Origin of the sequence: Tetragenococcus solitarius NBRC 100494 (genome assembly GCF_001544195.1) — a bacterium.
Classification (GTDB): Bacteria; Bacillota; Bacilli; order Lactobacillales; family Enterococcaceae; genus Tetragenococcus; species Tetragenococcus solitarius.
Map to the genome: position 1 here is coordinate 25,847 of NZ_BCPY01000018.1, position 19,417 is coordinate 45,263.

The window sequence follows — 19,417 nt, forward strand, 5'->3', positions numbered from 1 at the left end:
AATTTGATATGCTCCCCCTATATAGGACACTGAAATATAAAAGTCCTATATAGGGGGGATTTTGTGTGTCAAAAAGGAAGATGAAGCTTGTCCTAGAAAAACGGGTAGAGGCAGTAGAAAGCTATCTGAGGGGTAAAGATAGCTTGAATCATATCGCTAGTACATTGGGGATCAGTAATGATACTTTAAGACATTGGTTGACGATTTATGAAAATGAAGGTCCGACGGGTCTACTACCAAAAAAGAAGAATGCTCATTACAGTATTGAAACAAAGCTCCAAGCAGTTAATGATTATTTAAGTGGCACAGGAAGCCTTAAGGATATTACAAAAAAATATAAACTTAGAAGTGATAAACAACTACGAGACTGGATTAAGGGATATAATACTCATGGAAACTTCAAATCAGGAAGCGGTGGAAGTCAAATGAGTCAATCTAGAAAAACAACCTTTAAAGAGCGTATAGAGATCGTCCATTACTGTATTTTGCACGATCGGAACTATGGAGAAACAGCCCTCAAATATCAAGTGTCCTACCAACAAGTTCGTCACTGGGTACTGAAATATGACAAGATGGGTGAACAAGGGTTAAAAGACCGACGAGGACATCGTGCGGGAACAAAACCTAGTCGAACCCCAGAAGAAGAAATGCGGGATCGCTTAGCTGAAAAAGAACGTCGTATCCAACAATTAGAAATGGAAAATGACCTCTTAAAAAAAGTCAGGGCGTTAGAAAGGAAGTGGGACTAGACCTTATCCGCCATGTTTTTGAATATGAAGCAATCAAAGCGCTCCACGAGGTCAAAAATTATCCGATTCAACCCATGTGTGCGTTTCTCCATGTCTCAAGATCCGCCTATTATCGCTGGTTAAAGCAACCAAAATCCGCGCAAACGATTTTTAACGAACACTTGGCAGATTTAATCAGATATATCTATGAGGCAGATAACGACAAGGGATATCGGAGAATTCGGGATGACTTGGTGCAAGATTATGGCTTACACGTCAATGACAAAAGAGTATTGCGCATTTGTCGTAGCCTTCAAATTCAATCCACAGTCAAACATCATTCTAACGGAAGTACCCAGGCTGCCAAAAATCCTTATCATATTGCCAAGAACTACTTAAATCGGAATTTCCATGCGGATAAACCCAATGAAAAATGGTTAACCGATGTCAGTGCGTTTAAGTATTATGAAGGCGATCAAGTAAAGAAAGTTTACCTTAGTGCCATTCTGGACTTGGCGGATCGTCGGATTGTCTCGTTTGTCCTCAGCGACAGAAATGACAATCGTTTAGTGTTTGACACCTTCGATGAGGCAGTACGTCGTGAGCCAGATGCCCACCCGTTATTTCATAGTGACCGTGGGTTTCAATATACGAGTCAACCGATGAACACTCGTTTAAAGCAACAGGGCATGAAACAAAGCATGTCTCGCGTGGGGCGTTGTATTGACAATGGTCCCATGGAAGGATTCTGGGGAACATTAAAACGGGAAAAGTACTATCGTCGGAAATTTACAAGTCGCGAACATCTGGTTTCCATGATTGAAAACTATATTCACTATTACAACAACGGCCGCTATCAACGTTGTTTGAAAACAAAAACACCATTACAAGTCCACCAGCAACTTTTGATGGCCGCATAATCGTCGTATACTTTTCATGCGTGAAATATTTGGGGTTTCGCTCGTCAAAAGTATACTTCAGTCAATCGTAGTCAAGGTTTAATCATCATAAAAACAAAAGAACGATTGGCCAAAAATCAGCCAATCGTTCTCTAAAAATTTTATTATATTTCCGTGTCCACTTGACGGGGCGCCCATCAATTTGAATTAGATTCGGCTTTTTGTTTACTATAAATAAATGGATGTTTTAGTATTCAATTGGGTAAATGGTCCAATCTCTCCTGAATATATAATTTCCCCACCATCATTACCGCCACTAGGACCTAATTCCACGACATAGTCCGCTTGTTTTATCACATCTAAGTTATGTTCAATAAAGAAAAAGGTATTGCCGTCTTCGATTAAATTTTGAATCAATTCCATAAAATGAAATACATCGATTTTATGCATCCCTATTGTAGGTTCATCTAAAATAAAAAGATGATGGTTACCTTTTTGCTGAGAAATTGTTCTGGTAAGACGTAATCGTTGCATTTCACCGCCTGATAACGAATTCGTCCCTTGTCCTAATGAGATATACCCAAGATTTGTTTTGGTTAAAAGCGTTAAAGGCTTATAGTTCAATCCATTTCTTGCAAAAAAACCAATCGCTTCTTGAATGGAAAAACCTAATACATCTGAAATCGAATATCCATCAATTTTGACTTTTAAAATCTTATCTTTATACCGGCTTCCATGGCAAACTGGACAAGTCAGTTCCATATTTTCAAAGAATAATTGATGACTTTCGATCACTCCTAATCCCTGACAGTTCGGACATCGCCCATTGCCAGCATTAAAGGAAAAATCTGAGGCGGAAAAAGAAAAATTTTCTTTTTTTGATTCTCTAGCAAAAAGACTACGAATCTCATCAAAGACATCTAAATAGGTAGCAATGAGCGAGCGTTTATTCCGTGTCGGTCGTTTTTGTGTAATGATTATCATATCTTTAAATGACTTTTCCCACTCAATGACTTTACTATCTTGCAACTGGCTTTCTGCAATTTCCTGCAAAAGTAAACTTGATTTGCCAGAACCTGAAACGCCCGTAATAATAGATAGGCAATTTGCCGGAAGACTAAGGGATATATTTTTGAGATTATGCATTTTTGTATTTTTCACTTTTACAGCAATTTGTTTTGTATCACGTTTATAACTCATTTGCTGCTAGTTTGACCCTTTTGATTGAGAAAGCAACGATTGTGTATTATTTATCAGTTCCTCATAGGTACCTGTAGTTGCAACTTTTCCGCCTTTTTTCCCAGATTTAGGACCCATTTCAACAATATAATCGGCTTGTTTCATCATTTCTTCATCATGTTCAATAACTAAAACTGTATTGTTACGCTTCTTAACCTCTTCTATCATGGCAATTAGACCTTCTGTATCGGAAGGATGCAGTCCGATTGTTGGCTCATCAAGGATAACGATTAACTCCGTCATCTGAGAATCTAAAACAGCCGCTAGTTTAAGCCGTTGCGCCTCTCCACCGGAAAGAGTAGAATATTGTCGATCTAGCGATAAATAATCAAGGCCCAATTTCGAAATTCGCTTAATTTTAATTTCTATATCTAAAAGGTAATCTTTTACTAAATCATTCATCTGATCGTCATTTTGCTCTTTGATTTGTTCTGTCCAATCCAATACATATTTTAAATCTCCTTTTACAATCTCAGGCAATCGTTGATTATAAACTGTTACAGAGCGGCTTAATGGATTTAATTTTTCCCCCTGACAAGCCGGGCATACATCTTCTTGAATGTATCCTTTAAGATTTTTGGGGATAGTTTTTTTCTCAGCAATTTTTTGCCAAATTTTTGGTTCAACCCCCTCGTATCTTCCCTCTGCTACTTTTTTCGGTAACGTTTCTTTTTTCTTCTCCGAAATCTCCGTTGAATAGATCCCATTTTTTAATAAGTCAAATTGTTCTGAAGTAAGTTCTTTTAATGGAACAGCTTCTGGAATGGGGATTTCGAGATGTTTCAATAAAGCAACATACGATTTAAACTGGTATTCAGCATAACCTTTAGGCCAAGGGGCAACACCTCCGCCAAGTATCGTTTTATCTTTTTGATAAAGGCTATCTTTAATAACTAAGTTTTTTCCCATTCCCTTACAAGTTGGACAAGCCCCTGCTTTTGTATTGAAGGAAAAATGAGTCCTTGCTAACTTTTCCATTCGATAATGACAGTTAGGACAGTACATATAAACTTTAAACTCCCCGTCAATTTTTACAGTTTCTTCTCTAGCATCACTTGCTGAAATGATTTTATGACAGTTAGGACAACTGCGTTGATGCAATTTCTCAAAAATCATGCGTAAGTCTGTATAAAGATCTGTTTGTGTCCCTAGAGTTGAACGAGAGTTATCATTTCGATCTTCTTGATCAATGATAATTGCAGGTGACAAATTTTTAATTTCATCTACTTTCGGTTTAGGTATTCCTTGATAGCTCATCGCTTCTAAATACTGCCTTTGCGCTTCAATGTAGAGAGTATCTTTGAGCAGTGTTGTTTTTCCAGAACCAGACAAACCTGTGATAACCGTAAATTTATTTCTAGGAATCTCTAAATTAACATTTCTTAAATTTTTCTCATAAGCATTTCTTATTTTTATATCCATATCATCACCTCACTATTCATCCTATCAGATTGAAGCAATATTCTATTTCTCTACAAAAAAATACTGAAACTAAGCGATAAATGTTATACTAAAATGAACTATGGGGTTTAAGGTTTTATTTAAAGGTTGTGAATATATGGAATATACAATGAAAGAAATGATTGAGTACATAGGCGTTAGCAATACGACTTTAAAAAGATATGAAAGTAATGGACTGATACCTCCTGTTTTCTATACCAAAGGAAAACATAGACGGTACGAAGAGATTCATTTTATTACTTTTAAAACTATTCGGATCCTTTTAAAAGGATTTGATATTGCAGTTGCCTACCAATTGATGAAATTAGCCAAAGAAAGGGAATTTATAAAAGCCAATTGGATCATTGCACAATCTCAAAAAGATTTAGTAAAGAAAAAAGAAACTTTGCAGATGCATAAAGAATTTATTCTTTCAGTTCCGCAAAAATCATTAAAAAAACAAACCATGCGCATAGGTGAATTAGCAAAATTTGCGGATATTCAATCTTCAACCATTCGTTATTGGGAAAAAAGAGGACTTATTGAAGCAACTCGAGATAAAAGTAGTGGGTATCGCTTTTATGAAAAAAGCGAAGTTCGTAAAACAATTATTATCTCTTTATTGCGTAAAAGTATCTATAATCTCGAAGTGATAAAAGGAATCGTTGACGAAATCGATGATAAAAATCTGACAAGTATTAAAAAGCATTACACGACTGTTAACAATGAATTGGATAAACAGTTGGCAATGCAATTGCGAGGAATTTCTTCTTACATGACTTATTGCGAAAAAATGATGTCTAAAAAGGATGAATGATTTCTTTGAAATTTTTTCTTCCTTTTTTCTATTTCTACTTTTATCTTTCCAAACTCAGTTCCAAATCCCAATTAAAGCGGCTTCTCCTTAGAACAATACTAATAACAGCCTTCCTAATCTTCCTTCATCTTTAAGTAGAATAAAGTACACAAAGAAAAATCAAGACATTGTAAAAGCTCCCCACCCATCGTAGAAAAACTCTGCCTGCTCAATACATAGAAACTGTTAGCTAACAAATCATGAATCGTCTCACTCATTTTTCTTCCTTATACAATATTAATTAATTCTTTTGCTAATTCTATTGAATGTTTATTATACAAACTGCATAATTTTTGCTCCAAAAGAATTTGCTTTCTCTTTTTCTGATCAATTTATTTTTTGACATATGTATCGTACTACGATATACTAAACAAAACTTATATATCGAGGTGCGATATACTAATGGACAAAAAAATCAAAAAAATTTATGTCCCCATGACTGAAACAGCTTTTTATATTTTATTATCTTTAAAAACACCACGATACGGCTATCTTATCATGCAATATATTGAAAAATTGACTAAAGGGCGGATTAAAATGGGCGCTGGCACCTTATATGGAGGGTTGTCTAAAATGCAAAAAGATGGACTAATCGAGATTGTAAAAGTAGAAGATAAACGTAAAATTTATCAAATAACTGAATTGGGGAATGAACTATTAAATATTGAAAAGGCAAGGATCAGAGAACTTTATAGAAATGCGGAAGGGACTGACGATCAATGAAAAAAGTTTTTAAATTTTTCACCGTAGATAACTTTGAAAAAGAAGAACTTTACTTACGTAAAATGGCACAAAAAGGCTGGCAATTTAAAAATTATCGAGGTTTCCGATATTATTTTGAAAAAGACAAACCGCAAGATACTTATTATCGGATCGACTACCACGCTTCAGATGATGGCGATAAAAGTGAATACCTCCAACTTTTCAGAGATAGCGGTTGGGAACCTATTTTTTCTCTTCCTATACTTGATGGCGAATGGGTTTATTTTAAAAAAAATAACAGCCAAACTGGAAGCACAGAAATATTTACCGACGCTTCATCAAAAATTCAACTTTTTCGTAAGATAAAAAAGCGATGGGCTCGTTTTGCCCTACTACTGTTTATTTGTGCCTTTTTGCCTTTAATTGTCGGCAGTCTTATATTTAAGAGTCCGTTTTTATTTCTCTTTCTTATATTGATTAGCGGAGGCATTGCTGTTTTATACGGTAAAATGATTGTAAATTTAGCGAAAAAAATTCAAAAATTACAAGAATATGGATAAGAAACGCAGGATTTTTTCTTTCGTAAGGCTCAATGGAGAATTAACTCTTTATCTTCTCTTTAAAATCAATAAGAATCTTCGCAAATTGCTTGGGCTGATCTTGGTGAATATCATGTGCTGATTGAAAACCCTCTATTAATTCTGCGCCTTCAACAAGATCAATGACCCGGGCAGCATCTTTTTCGTCCATAGCTGAAAGTAAAGTTCCATGACTATCATAGTAACTCGGCGCAGTTTCATTGCTAGGAGCCACGTGAAGTAAAATCGTCGGCACTGTGATATTTACTAAAGTTTCGGTTTGGTCAAAGTTGTCAAACCATGAATAATCATAAAAGCTGGCGCCAAAGCGTAAATCATATTCTCCCGTGCCATCTTGTAGGTTAGCGGTTAAGTCGTAAATGCGATTCACGCCTAATATCGATGGATAATACCAAATACGAGGAACTTGCCCTGGATGCTTTTTCATATAAGATAAAGCAGGATTTTTAACAATCTTTGCCCAATTATCTTTCCCATTTTTATTGAAAAATGTTTGCATATAATCATGCTCTAAGCTGTATTTTGTATAATTATTTTCTGTTTCTTTTTGCAAAAAATTATAACTATTTTTAAATCCTTTACCTGCATAGGTATGTTCTGCTCGGTTCGCTTCAGTAGAGAAAAAGGGAGCATCTTCAATGACAATCCCTCGTATATTGTCAGGAGAGTTCGCCGCCAACCATGCCGTTAACAGCCCGCCGGAAGAATGACCGGAAACAATAACCGGTTCTTTAATAACATTTTCAATAAACCAAATAAGATCTTTACCAATCACATGGGCTGAATATTTGTCAGGATCTTTACTGGAACCGCCATGACCATAATAATCCACGGCATAAATATGGTACTCTTTTGTTAAAAGGGGGAGGACCTTTGCGTAATCTTCCCAAGAAACAATTTGTCCATGCAATAATAATAAGGGAGTCTTTTTACTCGGATTTTCCCCATAATTTAAAACCGAGCCATCCGGTAATACAACTTGTTTTTCACTCATATTTGCTTTTTTAATAAGCTGAGTAATCTTTCTGTCGTAATGCATATTCTGATAAGCATAAAAAAGAATAAGCAAGATAATAACTGTCAAAAGTAGCAACCAAAACATCACGTGACACCTCCTATTTTTTCGTAAATTTTCCATCATTAGTTAATGACTCATTGGATACTTATTTTGGATAAAAATGATCTAAAATTTCTTGCATAGAATCTAAAAAAGTATCTGCTGATATAAAGGCCAAACCTTGATACCCAGGGTTTTCGTCACCTAAGACAATTAAGCGACTACCTGCTTTTAATTGAAACAATTCTCTTGCTTCTTTCGGAATAACGATTTGTCCTCTTTCGCCTATCATCACTGTGCCAAAGAAGTGTTTGCCTTTTGGCGCTATCGGCATTACTGAAGTTGCTCCATCATAATGCAATAAATCATCCACTTTTACATTATAAAAAGTAGCAAGAGCATCGCATTTGATAACATCTGGCATTGTTTCGCCCTTTTCCCATTTTGCTACTGCTTGTCTTGATACACCTATTTTTTCTGCAACTTCTTCAATCGTTAAATGATGGCTTTTCCGCAAAAAGGCTAGGTTTTTATGCATCGTTATTGATTTATTTGTCTGTTCAGTCATATTTTTCACTTCTTTCATACGTTCAGTTTACCCTATAATAGGTACAAAGCAACCAACCGCTTTTAACAAATAATGTTAAAGATGGTTACCAGTGAATACTTTTAGCATCTTAATAAAAAATCTCCGTGAAACGTTCGCAAATCATCGGATTTTTGTTATTTAATCCCTTCTCTTCTATCTGTAAAATTATTTTCATATTATTTATTAAATAATGACTTGACCTTTACGTTGGGTAAACCTTTATAGTAAAAAATGAAAGGAGGAAACCCAATGGAATATACGATCAAACAAGTCGCTGATATCGCTGGCATTAGTACACGCACTCTGCGTTATTATGACCAAATTGCTTTACTAAAGCCCGCGTCTATTTCTGAGGCAGGTTACCGTATTTATAGTGATGATGAAATCGATCGATTGCAGCAAATTCTACTTTATCGTTCGTTAGGAATGCAGTTAAAACAAATTCAATCTATACTGGACAATCCAAGATTTCATGCATTGACCGCTTTAGAAGAACATCAGCAAAATCTAGAAGCAGAAAAAGAAAAAATTGAGCAATTGTTAATCACCGTGAAAAAGACCATCCAATCGAAGAAAGGAGAAATTAAAATGAGTGCCGAAGAAAAATTTGAAGGATTTAAAAAAGAACGTTTAAATGAAAATGAAAAACTATACGGTAAAGAGATTCGAGAAAAATATGGCAAAGAAACCATCGAGAAATCAAACAAAAAATTTATGAATCTTAGCCAGGAAGATTTTCAAAAGATGCAAGAAGCAGAAAACGAATTATTTGTTCGTCTAGACCAATTAGCCCAAAGCAAGGATCTAGAAAGTCAGGCGGCAAAAGAAGTTTATAGACTTCATAAACAATGGTTGTCCTATACTTGGCCAAACTATTCAGCTAAAGCACACCGAGGATTAGTACAAATGTATCTAGCAGACGACCGTTTTGCCAAATACTATAATGAACGTGCAGAAAAAGAGGTCGTTTCACTTTTGCATGACGTGGTTATGAAATATGCTGAAGACGAATAAAAAATAAAACCATCACAAACAACTACAGAACAAGGTTGTTTATGATGGTTTATTTTAAAGCGTTATTTTTTTCCATTTACGAATTTTCGTTCGAAAGTTTGTAAATGGAGCTACTGTATTGATATGAACCCATTTCCATACCGGCCACTCAGACTTGTTCATTGCCCAATTTCTTTGTCTGGGATCAAATAATTCTTGGTTGGTCAGTGTATTCAGCCACGTATCTAGTTTGTTAACAGCCACACTTAACTGTTCAAGCTGCTCTTTTAAAGTATACTTTCCATAGGTAATATAAAAAGATTGGTACAGTCCTCCTAGATTATTCCATTTGTACCCTTCCGCAGGTGTCTGCACATCTAATCCTGCTTGTTCTTTTTTATCCCAATTTAATAACAAATTAATCCAACCTAATTGATAAGACAAATTTTCCGATGGTGTTTTATCAACCTCCTTAATTCGTTTGTTTCGTAACTCTTCTGGTATATCTTCAAATTCGGCAATATATTTTTTATATTTGTCACAAATCGTGTCTATCAATTCTTGCTTATTCTTATATTGTTTCATCTAGGTTCTCCCTTCTTACTTGGATCAACTTCTTTTTCTTTGGTAAGCTGAATTATTGTACCAAACGGATCTTGAATAATCGCATAAAAGTCAGCAAATTCGTTTTCCAAAGGTGCTTGAATGACTTTGACTTTCTCTTCTTGTACGGCTTTTTCATAAAGTCTTTTAGCCGTCGTTAAATCTTGTGGCAAAATACTAAAGGAAACCTGGTTTCCCTGCGTAAAGTTCATTTGCTCATAAATCGGATTATCTGCAATTTGTAACTGTAATGCTCCAATTTGTACAATCGAATGAGAAATAAAATTTTCCTGACCTTTTGGCAGCTTCATTGCCGAGTTCAATTGTTCTTTAAATTCTTTATTACTGATTTTAAATAACACTCTCCCCTCAAAAACCCTTTGATAAAACGAGATCGCTTCTTCTGCTTGACCATTCAACGATAAAAATATCGCAAATTCTAATTCTTTCATGCTATTCATCCTCTCTTTTTGTTACAATGATTGTAGCATTTAAAGATGTCAATACTTGAAACCGTTGGAGGATATAATGAAAAAATCTGAACGAATCAATCAAGAACTTTTCTTTTTTAAAGAACATAAAAAATTTAATCTAGCAGACCTAATAAATACGTTTCATATTTCTAAAAGTACAGCGCTCCGTGACATTGAAGAACTTGAACGTTTAGGAGTCCCTCTATACGTAGATAATGGTCGTTATGGCGGGTATAAAGTGTTGGATAACTCCCTTTTACCCCCGGTTTACTTTAAAGAAAACGAAATTTTTGCCATCTTTTTTTCTTTACAATTGCTACATTCAATTATTGACTCTCCATTTGAACATTCCTACGAACAGATTAGAAAAAAACTTTTACAAACATTTAATGATAAAAAACAACAACAAATCATCCAGGCAATGGAAAGCGTTCGCTATGAGGGTATTAAACAAATTGCTGCAACGAACAATCTAGAAACATTATTTAGTAGTATTTTAAACAACCAAATCGTCACATTTAATTATACGCGTTATGAAAAGGACCAAAAAAACATCTTACCTATTCGCTTGGTTATCATCGATGGCTTTTGGTATTGTAGTGGGTTAGATTTAGATAAAAACGCATGGCGCACCTATCGCTGCGAATTTATTGAAATCCTAGAGGTAACAAAAAATAATACCCTTAAGTTAACTAACGAAGAAATACAAGCTTCGCTTTTAGCCCAACAAGAAAGCTATAGAAATATCGAGTTTAAAGTAAAAACCACTTCGCTTGGTAAAGAATATTTTTTAAAGCATCCATTCTCGAATATGCAGTTAGCCAAAACAACTTCCGATACTTATATCATAGGAAAAATCAACAAAAGCGAATTGAACTTTCTTGCAAATTACCTACTTGCTTTTGGCGATCAAATACAAATTTTAAAACCTATTGCATTAAAAGAAGAATACCTTTGTTTACTTGTGCGTATGTTCGATCAAAACAAATAAACGAAGCAACCGTATTTAACAACAAAGTTTTTTCAGTCAAAACAACTTATTAAGCTACCAATCAATTGTTAAAACAGGTTTTCTTTTTTAAGTTTTCCAGAATAAAAAAGACTTGATAGAAAGTTATCAAGTCTTTTTTCGTTTTATAAATCTATCATACTCATAATTCTGCCATTTTTTCCGAAAGAACGGGGGTACCTTCTACAATGGATTGAGCTAATGTTGAATCCGAAACCGTTTGTTGTGCAGCAGCATGTGGTACAAATGCAATAAGATTTAATAACAAGAAAATCGCCACATATACTTTTACAACACCAAAAGCTCCCCCAAGCCAACGATTTGCAATGTTTAATAAAGGCAAACTAGCCAAAAATTCTAGTGAAGAACCTAAAATGTTCCACAAAATTCTTATGCCAATGAATAAAAGTACAAAAGCAATGGCTTGGTAGTAAAAACCTTCTGTTATACCGCTCACAGCATCTGGTGAAGGGATCCATCTTAGATAAGAGGCCAAAGCACCTGAATAAAGATAAGCAGCAGCAAGTGCAACAATAAAGCCGGTTAAACCAACGACTTGAAGAACTAAGCCTCTTTTGAGTCCCATAAAGAATCCACCAGCTAGAAAAAGTACAATAAGCAATGTAAGTAACATTGTCATTTCTTCCTTTCGTCTATTTTTTCTGTCTGTAACAAACCTAAAACCGTTAAATTCCAACTACGTCTTTTCTACTAACTGTATTCTACCTATTAATGTGGACTTTATGTTAAACTTTTCTCATTTTTATAATTTTTATAATTTAATACAGTTGTTACTGTTATACATCTGCAGTTACCTTCTACGTGCTACAAAAAACTCATCCCCACCACTTAATGTAGTTTATTTGATCTTTGCGTTTCCTAAAACCTTTTGCTTCATAAAATTTTTGGGCTGACTTTCTTTCAAAACCTGAGACTAAACGGATTCCCGCGCTTCCTTGTTTTTTGGCCCAATTTTGACCTGCTTCTAATAATTGCGAAGCTACCCCTTGTCCTTGTTTTTTTGGAAGCACTGCTAATGTCAAAATATTTTTTAGACTTTTATGATAGGTATTTTCATAATCTGCAAGATGAATGTAGCCAATAACTTGCTCCTCTTTTTCGTAAACATAGATTTGGTTATTCGGTAAATTTTGAATTATTTTTAGTTTTTCTAAGGTATCTTGTATGGGGAAATCATACCGTAAACTTTCCTTATTAATGTTTTGAATAGCCGAAGCATCTTTTAACTCCATTGTCCGAATCATACAATTCTCTCCTTACTTTTTGGTATTTGTCACCTTTTCAATGACTGTAGACAAATGATCCCAGTCTTTGTTTATCGTTTCTTTCAAATTACGATTATAAAGAATTGCAGCAGGATGATACATAGGATAAATAAAGTACTTCTTTTCGGTTTCCTCATAATTTTTGTTATCGTTTGATAGCTGATAAATAGGCTGTTCCAATTTTTTCCCATGATATTTAGAAACCGTGTACTGATTTCCCAATATTCGTTTTAGAGCACTATTTCCCAAAGCAACAATAATTTGGGGTTGAACAGTTTTTATTTCATAATCAAAAAGTGGAGCAAAAAGACGGACTTCTGATTTATTAGGCGTACGATTAGGATAGCTTCTTTTTTCTCCCTTTTTCTTTACGCTATAAGGTCGACTTTTAACTACACTTGTCATATAGATATCTTTTCTTTGGAGACGAATTCTTTCAAGCGCTGCATCCAACCCCTTTCCCGCTTGGCCACTAAAAGGAATTTGTGTTTTAATTTCTGTCTGTCCAGGAGCTTCAGCTACAAGCATCACCATAGCATTCTCTGCTCCTCTGCCTGGCAAAAATCCCTCTAATTGAAATTTTTTGCTTTGATTTATAATTTCTTTTTTTAAATTGTTTGGATAATCCACTCTTGTTCGCTCCTTTTTACCATGCAATTCAAAGCTTTTTATAAGAAAAGGCTATCATAATTCCCTCTATTGTACAAAATAAATCCATTAAGCACGCTGAATAATATTTTCTCTTGCCTATTTATGTAGTTAAAATAAAAAGTCCCCATCTAATATAGACAAGGACTTTACAATATATTTATAGGTAAATAATTACCACCAGTTGTTTGCACTTCTAAAGCTTAATGCATTTGCAACAGAACCATAACGACTATTCGCATAATTAATCATGCCTTTTGTTTGTTCTTCTACACTACCAGTTCCCCATGACTCTTTTGTTTGTCCAAGGCCACGGTATCCTAGAGGATTCACTGCGTTAGGATTTCCGCCAGACTCTGGCATAACGATGGTATTCCACATTTCTTCAGTACCACCTGCGGCTAAGAACTGAGCCTTAGTCGAACCACCATTAGAACTCGAAGTTTCTTGTGCTGGTTGTTGTTCAGCTGCTGGTTGTTGTTCTACTTGTTGTTTTGGAGCAGATGCAGATGCTGTTTGTTCTTGTACTGGAGCTTGTTGTGCTTTAGTATCTTTTCCATCAGTTGGGATCGTTAACTGTTCACCTACATAAATCATATTTTCATCTTCAATATGATTGGCTTTAACGATTGGACCAACCAAGCTCTTGTCTCCAACATATTTAGTTGAAATCTTTGATAATGAATCATTCGATTGGATTGTATAAATTTCATCTGCATTTGCAGTAGTCGTGCTAACCGCGAAAATCGTTCCTGCTGTTAGTGCAGTTCCTAGTAATAATTTCTTAAGTTTCATGAATAAGTACCTCCGAGATTTTTTTAACTATGTGGTCTTTCCACGCCCATTAATTTACCATAAAATAGTGTTTTGTATGTTAAGCGTATATAACATTTCATTACATTTATAACGAAATGAAAACAAAATGAAATATTCAATAGACAAAAGCTTATTACACTAGTTTTTACTAGCTATTAACTTATTTAGTCAATTTTTTAAGTAGCAAAAAAATGAAAGCTTTTCTGGAAAACTTTTTTGTTTTTCCAAAAAGACGGACATTTTGTTTTTTTCTTCTCTAAAAATAGACAGATGAGAACTCGCTAAAACGAAATAACAGTTTAGCGAGTTCTCACCTTTTATTATTTTTTCAAAATATTATTTTATCATCAAACTAGTCAACCAGCCGACAAAAGCTAGAGTGACAACATAACTAATCAGCGTATTAGCTAGACTCATGTTGAAATTCCAAATATATATCGCCAATAGGACAGTTGCAATAATAATAGCTGCTATAATGAGCCATGCCGGAGCTTTAAGAATAGCTAAGCCGCCAGCTACTAGTACCATACCGCTCACTGCCAGGCTCAAAAAGTCTTGCGTTCATGACTTACTTACTGGAAGTTCAAAAAATCCCCAAACAACCAGAATTAATCCAATAATCACTATAGACCAGCCCAAGATTTGTAGCCCCATTGTATTCGCTCCTTTCGTTTTTAAATTCATCCTATGTTCCTCCTTTAACTAGTTCTTTTTGAATGAATATAAAAAATATTCATTCATTAAATTTTAAAATAATTCGCCACTACATTTAGTGGCGTTTATTCTTTTACGCTAAGTCCGTCCACAATCATATCTGCTAACAATTCTAATACATGCGGGTAATTATTGGCCCTCATTTCTTCTTTGTGGTTATCAACAACAACCAAAGAATTGAAAAGGGCTAAGGTTGTTTCCATATCAATATCCTGACGAAATTCACCGATCTCTTGCCAGCGTTGGACATTTTTAACCAAAAAGCTATACACAAAGCTATTTTGCCAGTCATCTTCGTTTTTATCGTAATCTCTAATTAATTGGCTAACTTCGGTATTTTGATACCATTCTGCTAAAATTGGACTTTGTTTACTTGTTTGAATGATCGTTGTGATAAATTGCTTAATTGTTTCTTTAGGTGATTGATTAGTGTCAACCTGCGTAACAATTTTACGCTTGGCTACTTCATTTTCTGCTTGATAAACTTCATAAAAAATTTCTTCCTTAGAAGAATAATACTTATAAAAGGTACCCACAGCTATGTTTGCTTGCTTCGTGATTGCTGCAACATTGATCTTTTTAAACCCTTTCTTTAGAAAAAGACTTCGAGCAGCACTAAAACTAGCCCCAATAAAAAGACCATCAGAGAATCTGAAAGACTGCTTTGGAAAATAGCCACGAAAAATAATATAATCCCTTGTATTAAGAGGAACGCTTGATATTGCTTAAGTATTGGTTGTTTAATTTTTTGGATGACCGCTTCACCCAAAAAGGCACCTAAAGCAAAACCAACAAGTACGCGTCAATAAATCCCATCAAAAAAGTAGCGGCCACGGTTAAATAATTCAATACTTGATGGTCCGCTTTCTTCATTAACTTATTAATTATAAACACCTCTTTAGTAAGCAATGAATACAAGATCATTTATAAATATTCCATTTAATTTTGTTCTATTTTATACTTTTCTTCCCATAAAGTTAAGCCTGAACTCTTCAAAAACTATAGCTGTTTGTATTGATCGCCAATTAAAATTAAAAAGCACCTCTATCAAATAGAGATGTCTTTTTACCTAAGCATGTGTTGAGCGTTCCATCAAGTTGATACCAACGCCCATAAATAAAGTACCCATCAGTAATAAAATGCCAACAGGTTGGATAACATCTGACAAAGTATAACCATTTATAATAACATCGATCATACTCTGAATTGCATGTTTAAGAGGCATTAATTCGCCTAAAAATAATATAAATCGATTTTCTACTAAATCAATTGACCAAAAAGCGCCACTCAACATGGCCATAGAAGTCGCTATAAGTGGAATAACCACTTGTAACGATTGTGGTGATGGTACTACACTTATCAAAAAGATCCCCAATGAAACAATCGCAAACGTGAACGACAAGACAATAGCTATCATAGGCAGATAATTGGTGCCCACATCGATTCCTAACATATTGGTTAGAATGAAAAAAGAAAGTATGATCTGCAGTAGTCCGACTAAAAAATAATGGAATAAATTCCCTAAATAAATCTGTGTTTTCTTAAGTGGAGTCATGATCAAGCGGTCCCATGTCCCAGTTCGTTTTTCTTCTAAAAGTTTTATTTGTAAAAATAAAATAGTGAAAACGGAAAAGTAAAACACCATTCCAATGAGTACAGTTAATTGAAATTCTGTATAAGCTCTATCGAATCCACTGCCTAAAGATTCTTCAACTGTTATGAGCTCTTTAACTTCAATGTCATTGTGCGGAAACTCCTCTTTTACTTCTTCTAAGCGATTATATTCACTAAATACTTGACGAACATGTTGATCAACAGCTCGTAAATTTTCACTTTCGTGACCTACTAAAAAACGATAATTTTCTTCGCCTACTTCAAGAGCAAAGGGAATATTATTCATACGAATATCTTCTTGTGCATTTTCATAATCAGTTTCTTCAAAAACCATCGCTTCTTCTTTGTTTAAACGATCGACCCATTCAGTTAATCCAGCATTCGTTAAGTTATTACTATACACTGGCACCTCCACAGAAGTAGCAATTTGAATACCACCCATGAAAAAAACAAATAAAAATGTCAGTCCTGTAAACATCAGGATTAAAAATGGTCGCTTCATCAGCCTTTTCCACTGGAGCAAAAATACATTAAACATTTAATCTAGCCTCCTTTTAGGAAAAATAATAACGGCAATGACCAGACAAACAAGCGTAACGCCAATAACCCGTATCATTAAAGGAAGTACGTCTTGAAAATCAAATCCTTGAAAAATCTGCAAATAAGACGTCATTGCAGCGCCATTAGGCAACCAATTTCCCATTCGCTGTAAAGTCTCCGAAAATTGGTCGACTGGTGTTAAACTGCCACCTATAAAAGCAAACACAGAAACAAAGGAAGAAAAAAATCCTACTGTACTGTTATCATTTGCATATAAAGAGATAGAGGTAAGTAAGCTTGTTATGCTTCCTATAACTAGCGAATATAAAGCCGTTACATAAGTTATATTCATCCAAAACTCAGTACTCTTGCCATCAAATATTCCAAAAAATATAGTTGAAAAAGTAAACAAAACACTTAGCTGAACAAACGTAATTAACGTGCCAGATATCATTTTACTACTCAAATAAGTCAATGGTTTTGTGCCAGACAGCATGATTCGGCCAAAAACATGTTGTTCTTTTTCTCTAAATGCTCTGCTCGCTAACGCTGAAGCTGTCGAAAGGGCAAACATTACGCCCATCCCAATTGTGTAATATTGGAAAGCATCTACTGGTTCTTCCACAGAAAGTTGTGTTATCTTTCCGTAGTCTCTTTCATCTTCTTCTACTTCAGCTTCGCCATCAGTTGCAAGAGCAATAGAAGCTTCTAAATTATACTCGTCGCTAAAACTATGCACTACACTTTGAAGAATACTAGAAGAAACCACACCTTCACCTTGACCTGTTACTTCTAAGGTAGCTGATGGATCTTCATCAAAATAAATGGACTGCCATACTTCATAACTGAACTCTTCTGGAATAGTGATGTATCCAGCTAGTTCATCTTCTTCCATCATTTTTTGAGCTGATTGAGCATCTTCAAATCCCTGAACCACCATAAGATCTTTAAATTCTTCACCTGTCAGTAGGTCTATTAGCATACTGGCTGGATCAGTTTCTTTAGTGCTTGCTATAAGTTCACCAACTGCCTCTTCTGACATCCCCTCTTCTAAAAGGTCGTCTTCCAGACGGTTTAAATCTGCTGCAAAGTTTTGGTTGTTTACGACTCCTACATTAAAAGTAGATACGTTAAAATCACCCATTAGAATATCACCCAAAGTAAATCCTAAGATGACAATCAAAATAAGAGGCATAAGCAAAAGTTCAATAAGGTCACTTTTACTTTTGGAAAGCGATAAAAAATCTTTTTTGATTAAATTAAACATCGTTTACCATCCCTCCTAATCTCTCAGTTTACGTCCCGTTAGGTGTAGGAATACATCTTCTAACGTAGGTGTCTGAACATGAACGCCTAAAATTTTAACTTCAGTTTGCCTAGCATAATCAAATATTTCTCCGAGTAGCTGTTCTCCTTTTGATGCAATCAAGTTATACCCTAAATCATCTTCCATTACTTGATTTATTCCTTGTAAAGAGGATAATAAATCCGCAAACTCAACTTTGGCTTCTTCCACTTGAATATTGATCGTTTCTTCATTAGATAGAATACTTTTTAGCTCGTTTTTCGTCCCAGAAGCGATCACATGTCCCTCGTCCATAATGTATACTCGGTCACACAGTTTTTCGACTTCTTCCATATAATGACTGGTATACAAAATAGTAAGCCCTTCTTCACGATTTAATTTCCTTACCATATCTAATATATAGTTTCTAGATTGTGGGTCGATGCCTACTGTCGGCTCATCCATGATCAATGTTTTAGGGTTATGCATCAATGCAACCGCCAAATTGATGCGTCGTTTCATCCCCCCTGAGTAAGTTTCCACCGCTTCTTTTTGTCTATTTGTCAGCCCGACTAGCTCCAAGATTTCTTGAATTTTATTTTCTAACATCTTTCCTGATAGCCCGTAAACTTTTCCAAAGAATTTCATATTTTCATAAGCAGATAGTTCTTCGTATAAGGCAATCTCTTGTGGAACAACTCCTAAGTCTTTCCGCAATTCATTCGGCTTTTTTAATACATCTTTTCCATTGTACTTAATCGACCCTTGGGTAGGCGGCATCAAGGTCGATATCATGGAAATAGTGGTCGACTTACCCGCCCCATTAGGTCCGAGCAAACCTACTGATTCGCCGTCTTCCAAATAGAAATTCATATCTTCTACTGCCACTTTTTTCTTAAATTTCTTTGTCAAATTTTGTACTTCTATCATTTTCATGTGCTCCTTCTAATTATTGTCTTTAGCTGTATCTACTATTTGCAAGAATAGGTGCAACATTTTTTTAATCTACCAGAACCATTTCTAAAAAAATTTTCCAAATTATCATATATACTCAAGTTACTTGTTCTTAAATTCTATTTTTATTATAAAAAAACAGAGACAGCTTGAATACTGTCTCTGGTCATTTATCAACATGACTTTTGTCACATTATTCGATTTTTACATCAAACTTAATGAAACGATTGTTGCTGCACTTGTTTGATGACTGCTTGGGTAAATTGACTTGTGGATGCTGTTCCTTTCAAATCGTGAGTAAAGTTTTCCGGCTTACTTAATACAACATCCAAAGCACGGCGTATATTATTACTTTCTGTCGTTTTATCTAAAT

At 34.9% G+C, this 19,417-nt stretch carries 23 protein-coding genes; 7 read left to right on the top strand and 16 right to left on the bottom strand.

The genetic code is table 11. The features are described 5' to 3' along the window. Positions 1-65: 65 nt before the first annotated feature. Entirely contained in the window at positions 66-749 is a 684-nt protein-coding gene (locus tag TS1_RS12655) for a helix-turn-helix domain-containing protein (protein WP_217994584.1), read from the top strand. Continuing rightward, entirely contained in the window at positions 740-1,648 is a 909-nt protein-coding gene (locus TS1_RS12660; RefSeq protein WP_217994585.1) for an IS3 family transposase, read from the top strand. The genes TS1_RS12655 and TS1_RS12660 overlap by 10 nt, the downstream gene beginning before the upstream one ends. Before the next feature lie 207 nt (positions 1,649-1,855). Here the strand turns inward: TS1_RS12660 and TS1_RS06725 are convergent, their stop codons facing one another. Both TS1_RS06725 and TS1_RS06730 read right to left on the bottom strand, forming a co-directional pair. Then, positions 1,856-2,827, bottom strand: coding sequence for an ATP-binding cassette domain-containing protein (locus tag TS1_RS06725; RefSeq protein ID WP_068709097.1), 972 nt, complete (start codon positions 2,825-2,827; stop codon positions 1,856-1,858). A 6-nt stretch (positions 2,828-2,833) separates the two neighbouring features. After that, a complete protein-coding gene (locus TS1_RS06730; protein ID WP_068709099.1) occupies positions 2,834-4,288 on the bottom strand; it encodes an excinuclease ABC subunit UvrA in 1,455 nt (484 codons plus the stop codon). A 136-nt stretch (positions 4,289-4,424) separates the two neighbouring features. Here TS1_RS06730 and TS1_RS06735 point away from each other — a divergent pair, with 136 nt between their 5' ends. The 3 genes from TS1_RS06735 (at position 4,425) to TS1_RS06745 (ending at position 6,424) form a co-directional block, all read left to right on the top strand. Beyond that, entirely contained in the window at positions 4,425-5,123 is a 699-nt protein-coding gene (locus TS1_RS06735) for a MerR family transcriptional regulator (protein ID WP_068709101.1), read from the top strand. 441 nt (positions 5,124-5,564) lie between these two features. Continuing rightward, on the top strand, positions 5,565-5,885 hold the full coding sequence (locus TS1_RS06740) for a PadR family transcriptional regulator (RefSeq protein WP_068709102.1): 321 nt from the start codon (positions 5,565-5,567) through the stop codon (positions 5,883-5,885). Beyond that, positions 5,882-6,424, top strand: a complete 543-nt coding sequence (locus TS1_RS06745) for a DUF2812 domain-containing protein (RefSeq protein ID WP_068709104.1) — start codon at positions 5,882-5,884, stop codon at positions 6,422-6,424. Before TS1_RS06740 ends, TS1_RS06745 begins: the two co-directional genes overlap by 4 nt. 40 nt (positions 6,425-6,464) lie before the next feature. On the opposite strand, the gene TS1_RS06750 is transcribed toward TS1_RS06745, so the two are convergent. Beyond that, positions 6,465-7,565, bottom strand: a complete 1,101-nt coding sequence (locus TS1_RS06750; RefSeq protein WP_245610111.1) for an alpha/beta fold hydrolase — start codon at positions 7,563-7,565, stop codon at positions 6,465-6,467. Between the two features lie 61 nt (positions 7,566-7,626). After that, a complete protein-coding gene (locus tag TS1_RS06755; protein ID WP_068709106.1) occupies positions 7,627-8,088 on the bottom strand; it encodes a helix-turn-helix domain-containing protein in 462 nt (153 codons plus the stop codon). A gap of 270 nt (positions 8,089-8,358) precedes the next feature. Here TS1_RS06755 and TS1_RS06760 point away from each other — a divergent pair, with 270 nt between their 5' ends. Continuing rightward, on the top strand, positions 8,359-9,123 hold the full coding sequence (locus tag TS1_RS06760) for a MerR family transcriptional regulator (RefSeq protein ID WP_068709108.1): 765 nt from the start codon (positions 8,359-8,361) through the stop codon (positions 9,121-9,123). A gap of 54 nt (positions 9,124-9,177) precedes the next feature. Here the strand turns inward: TS1_RS06760 and TS1_RS06765 are convergent, their stop codons facing one another. After that, positions 9,178-9,687 carry a ClbS/DfsB family four-helix bundle protein gene (locus tag TS1_RS06765; RefSeq protein WP_068709110.1) on the bottom strand — a complete coding sequence of 170 codons (510 nt, stop codon included), beginning with the start codon at positions 9,685-9,687 and terminating at the stop codon, positions 9,178-9,180. Then, positions 9,684-10,157: a VOC family protein gene (locus tag TS1_RS06770; protein ID WP_068709112.1), complete on the bottom strand. Its 474-nt coding sequence runs from the start codon at positions 10,155-10,157 to the stop codon at positions 9,684-9,686. Before TS1_RS06770 ends, TS1_RS06765 begins: the two co-directional genes overlap by 4 nt. 76 nt (positions 10,158-10,233) lie before the next feature. Here TS1_RS06770 and TS1_RS06775 point away from each other — a divergent pair, with 76 nt between their 5' ends. Next, entirely contained in the window at positions 10,234-11,169 is a 936-nt protein-coding gene (locus tag TS1_RS06775) for a helix-turn-helix transcriptional regulator (RefSeq protein WP_068709115.1), read from the top strand. Positions 11,170-11,329: 160 nt separating this feature from the next. Here the strand turns inward: TS1_RS06775 and TS1_RS06780 are convergent, their stop codons facing one another. The 10 genes from TS1_RS06780 to TS1_RS06820 form a co-directional block, all read right to left on the bottom strand. Then, on the bottom strand, positions 11,330-11,821 hold the full coding sequence (locus TS1_RS06780) for a CvpA family protein (protein ID WP_068709117.1): 492 nt from the start codon (positions 11,819-11,821) through the stop codon (positions 11,330-11,332). A 202-nt stretch (positions 11,822-12,023) separates the two neighbouring features. Next, entirely contained in the window at positions 12,024-12,452 is a 429-nt protein-coding gene (locus tag TS1_RS06785) for a GNAT family N-acetyltransferase (protein ID WP_068709119.1), read from the bottom strand. Positions 12,453-12,464: 12 nt separating this feature from the next. Continuing rightward, the gene (locus TS1_RS06790; protein ID WP_068709121.1) at positions 12,465-13,103 is read right to left on the bottom strand and encodes a uracil-DNA glycosylase; all 639 of its coding nucleotides are present in this window, start codon (positions 13,101-13,103) and stop codon (positions 12,465-12,467) included. A gap of 192 nt (positions 13,104-13,295) precedes the next feature. Beyond that, positions 13,296-13,916 carry an aggregation-promoting factor C-terminal-like domain-containing protein gene (locus TS1_RS12390; RefSeq protein ID WP_083498258.1) on the bottom strand — a complete coding sequence of 207 codons (621 nt, stop codon included), beginning with the start codon at positions 13,914-13,916 and terminating at the stop codon, positions 13,296-13,298. 357 nt (positions 13,917-14,273) lie between these two features. After that, complete coding sequence (locus TS1_RS06800) at positions 14,274-14,465, bottom strand: hypothetical protein (RefSeq protein WP_068709123.1); 192 nt, start codon at positions 14,463-14,465, stop codon at positions 14,274-14,276. A 33-nt stretch (positions 14,466-14,498) separates the two neighbouring features. Then, a complete protein-coding gene (locus tag TS1_RS12810; protein ID WP_281177364.1) occupies positions 14,499-14,621 on the bottom strand; it encodes a hypothetical protein in 123 nt (40 codons plus the stop codon). A 95-nt stretch (positions 14,622-14,716) separates the two neighbouring features. Next, complete coding sequence (locus TS1_RS06805; protein ID WP_083498259.1) at positions 14,717-15,373, bottom strand: TetR/AcrR family transcriptional regulator; 657 nt, start codon at positions 15,371-15,373, stop codon at positions 14,717-14,719. Positions 15,374-15,720: 347 nt separating this feature from the next. After that, positions 15,721-16,803, bottom strand: coding sequence for an ABC transporter permease (locus TS1_RS06810; protein WP_068709126.1), 1,083 nt, complete (start codon positions 16,801-16,803; stop codon positions 15,721-15,723). Continuing rightward, entirely contained in the window at positions 16,804-18,072 is a 1,269-nt protein-coding gene (locus TS1_RS06815; protein ID WP_068709128.1) for an ABC transporter permease, read from the bottom strand. A 15-nt stretch (positions 18,073-18,087) separates the two neighbouring features. Then, positions 18,088-19,020 carry an ABC transporter ATP-binding protein gene (locus TS1_RS06820; RefSeq protein ID WP_068709130.1) on the bottom strand — a complete coding sequence of 311 codons (933 nt, stop codon included), beginning with the start codon at positions 19,018-19,020 and terminating at the stop codon, positions 18,088-18,090. Between the last annotated feature and the right edge of the window lie 397 nt (positions 19,021-19,417).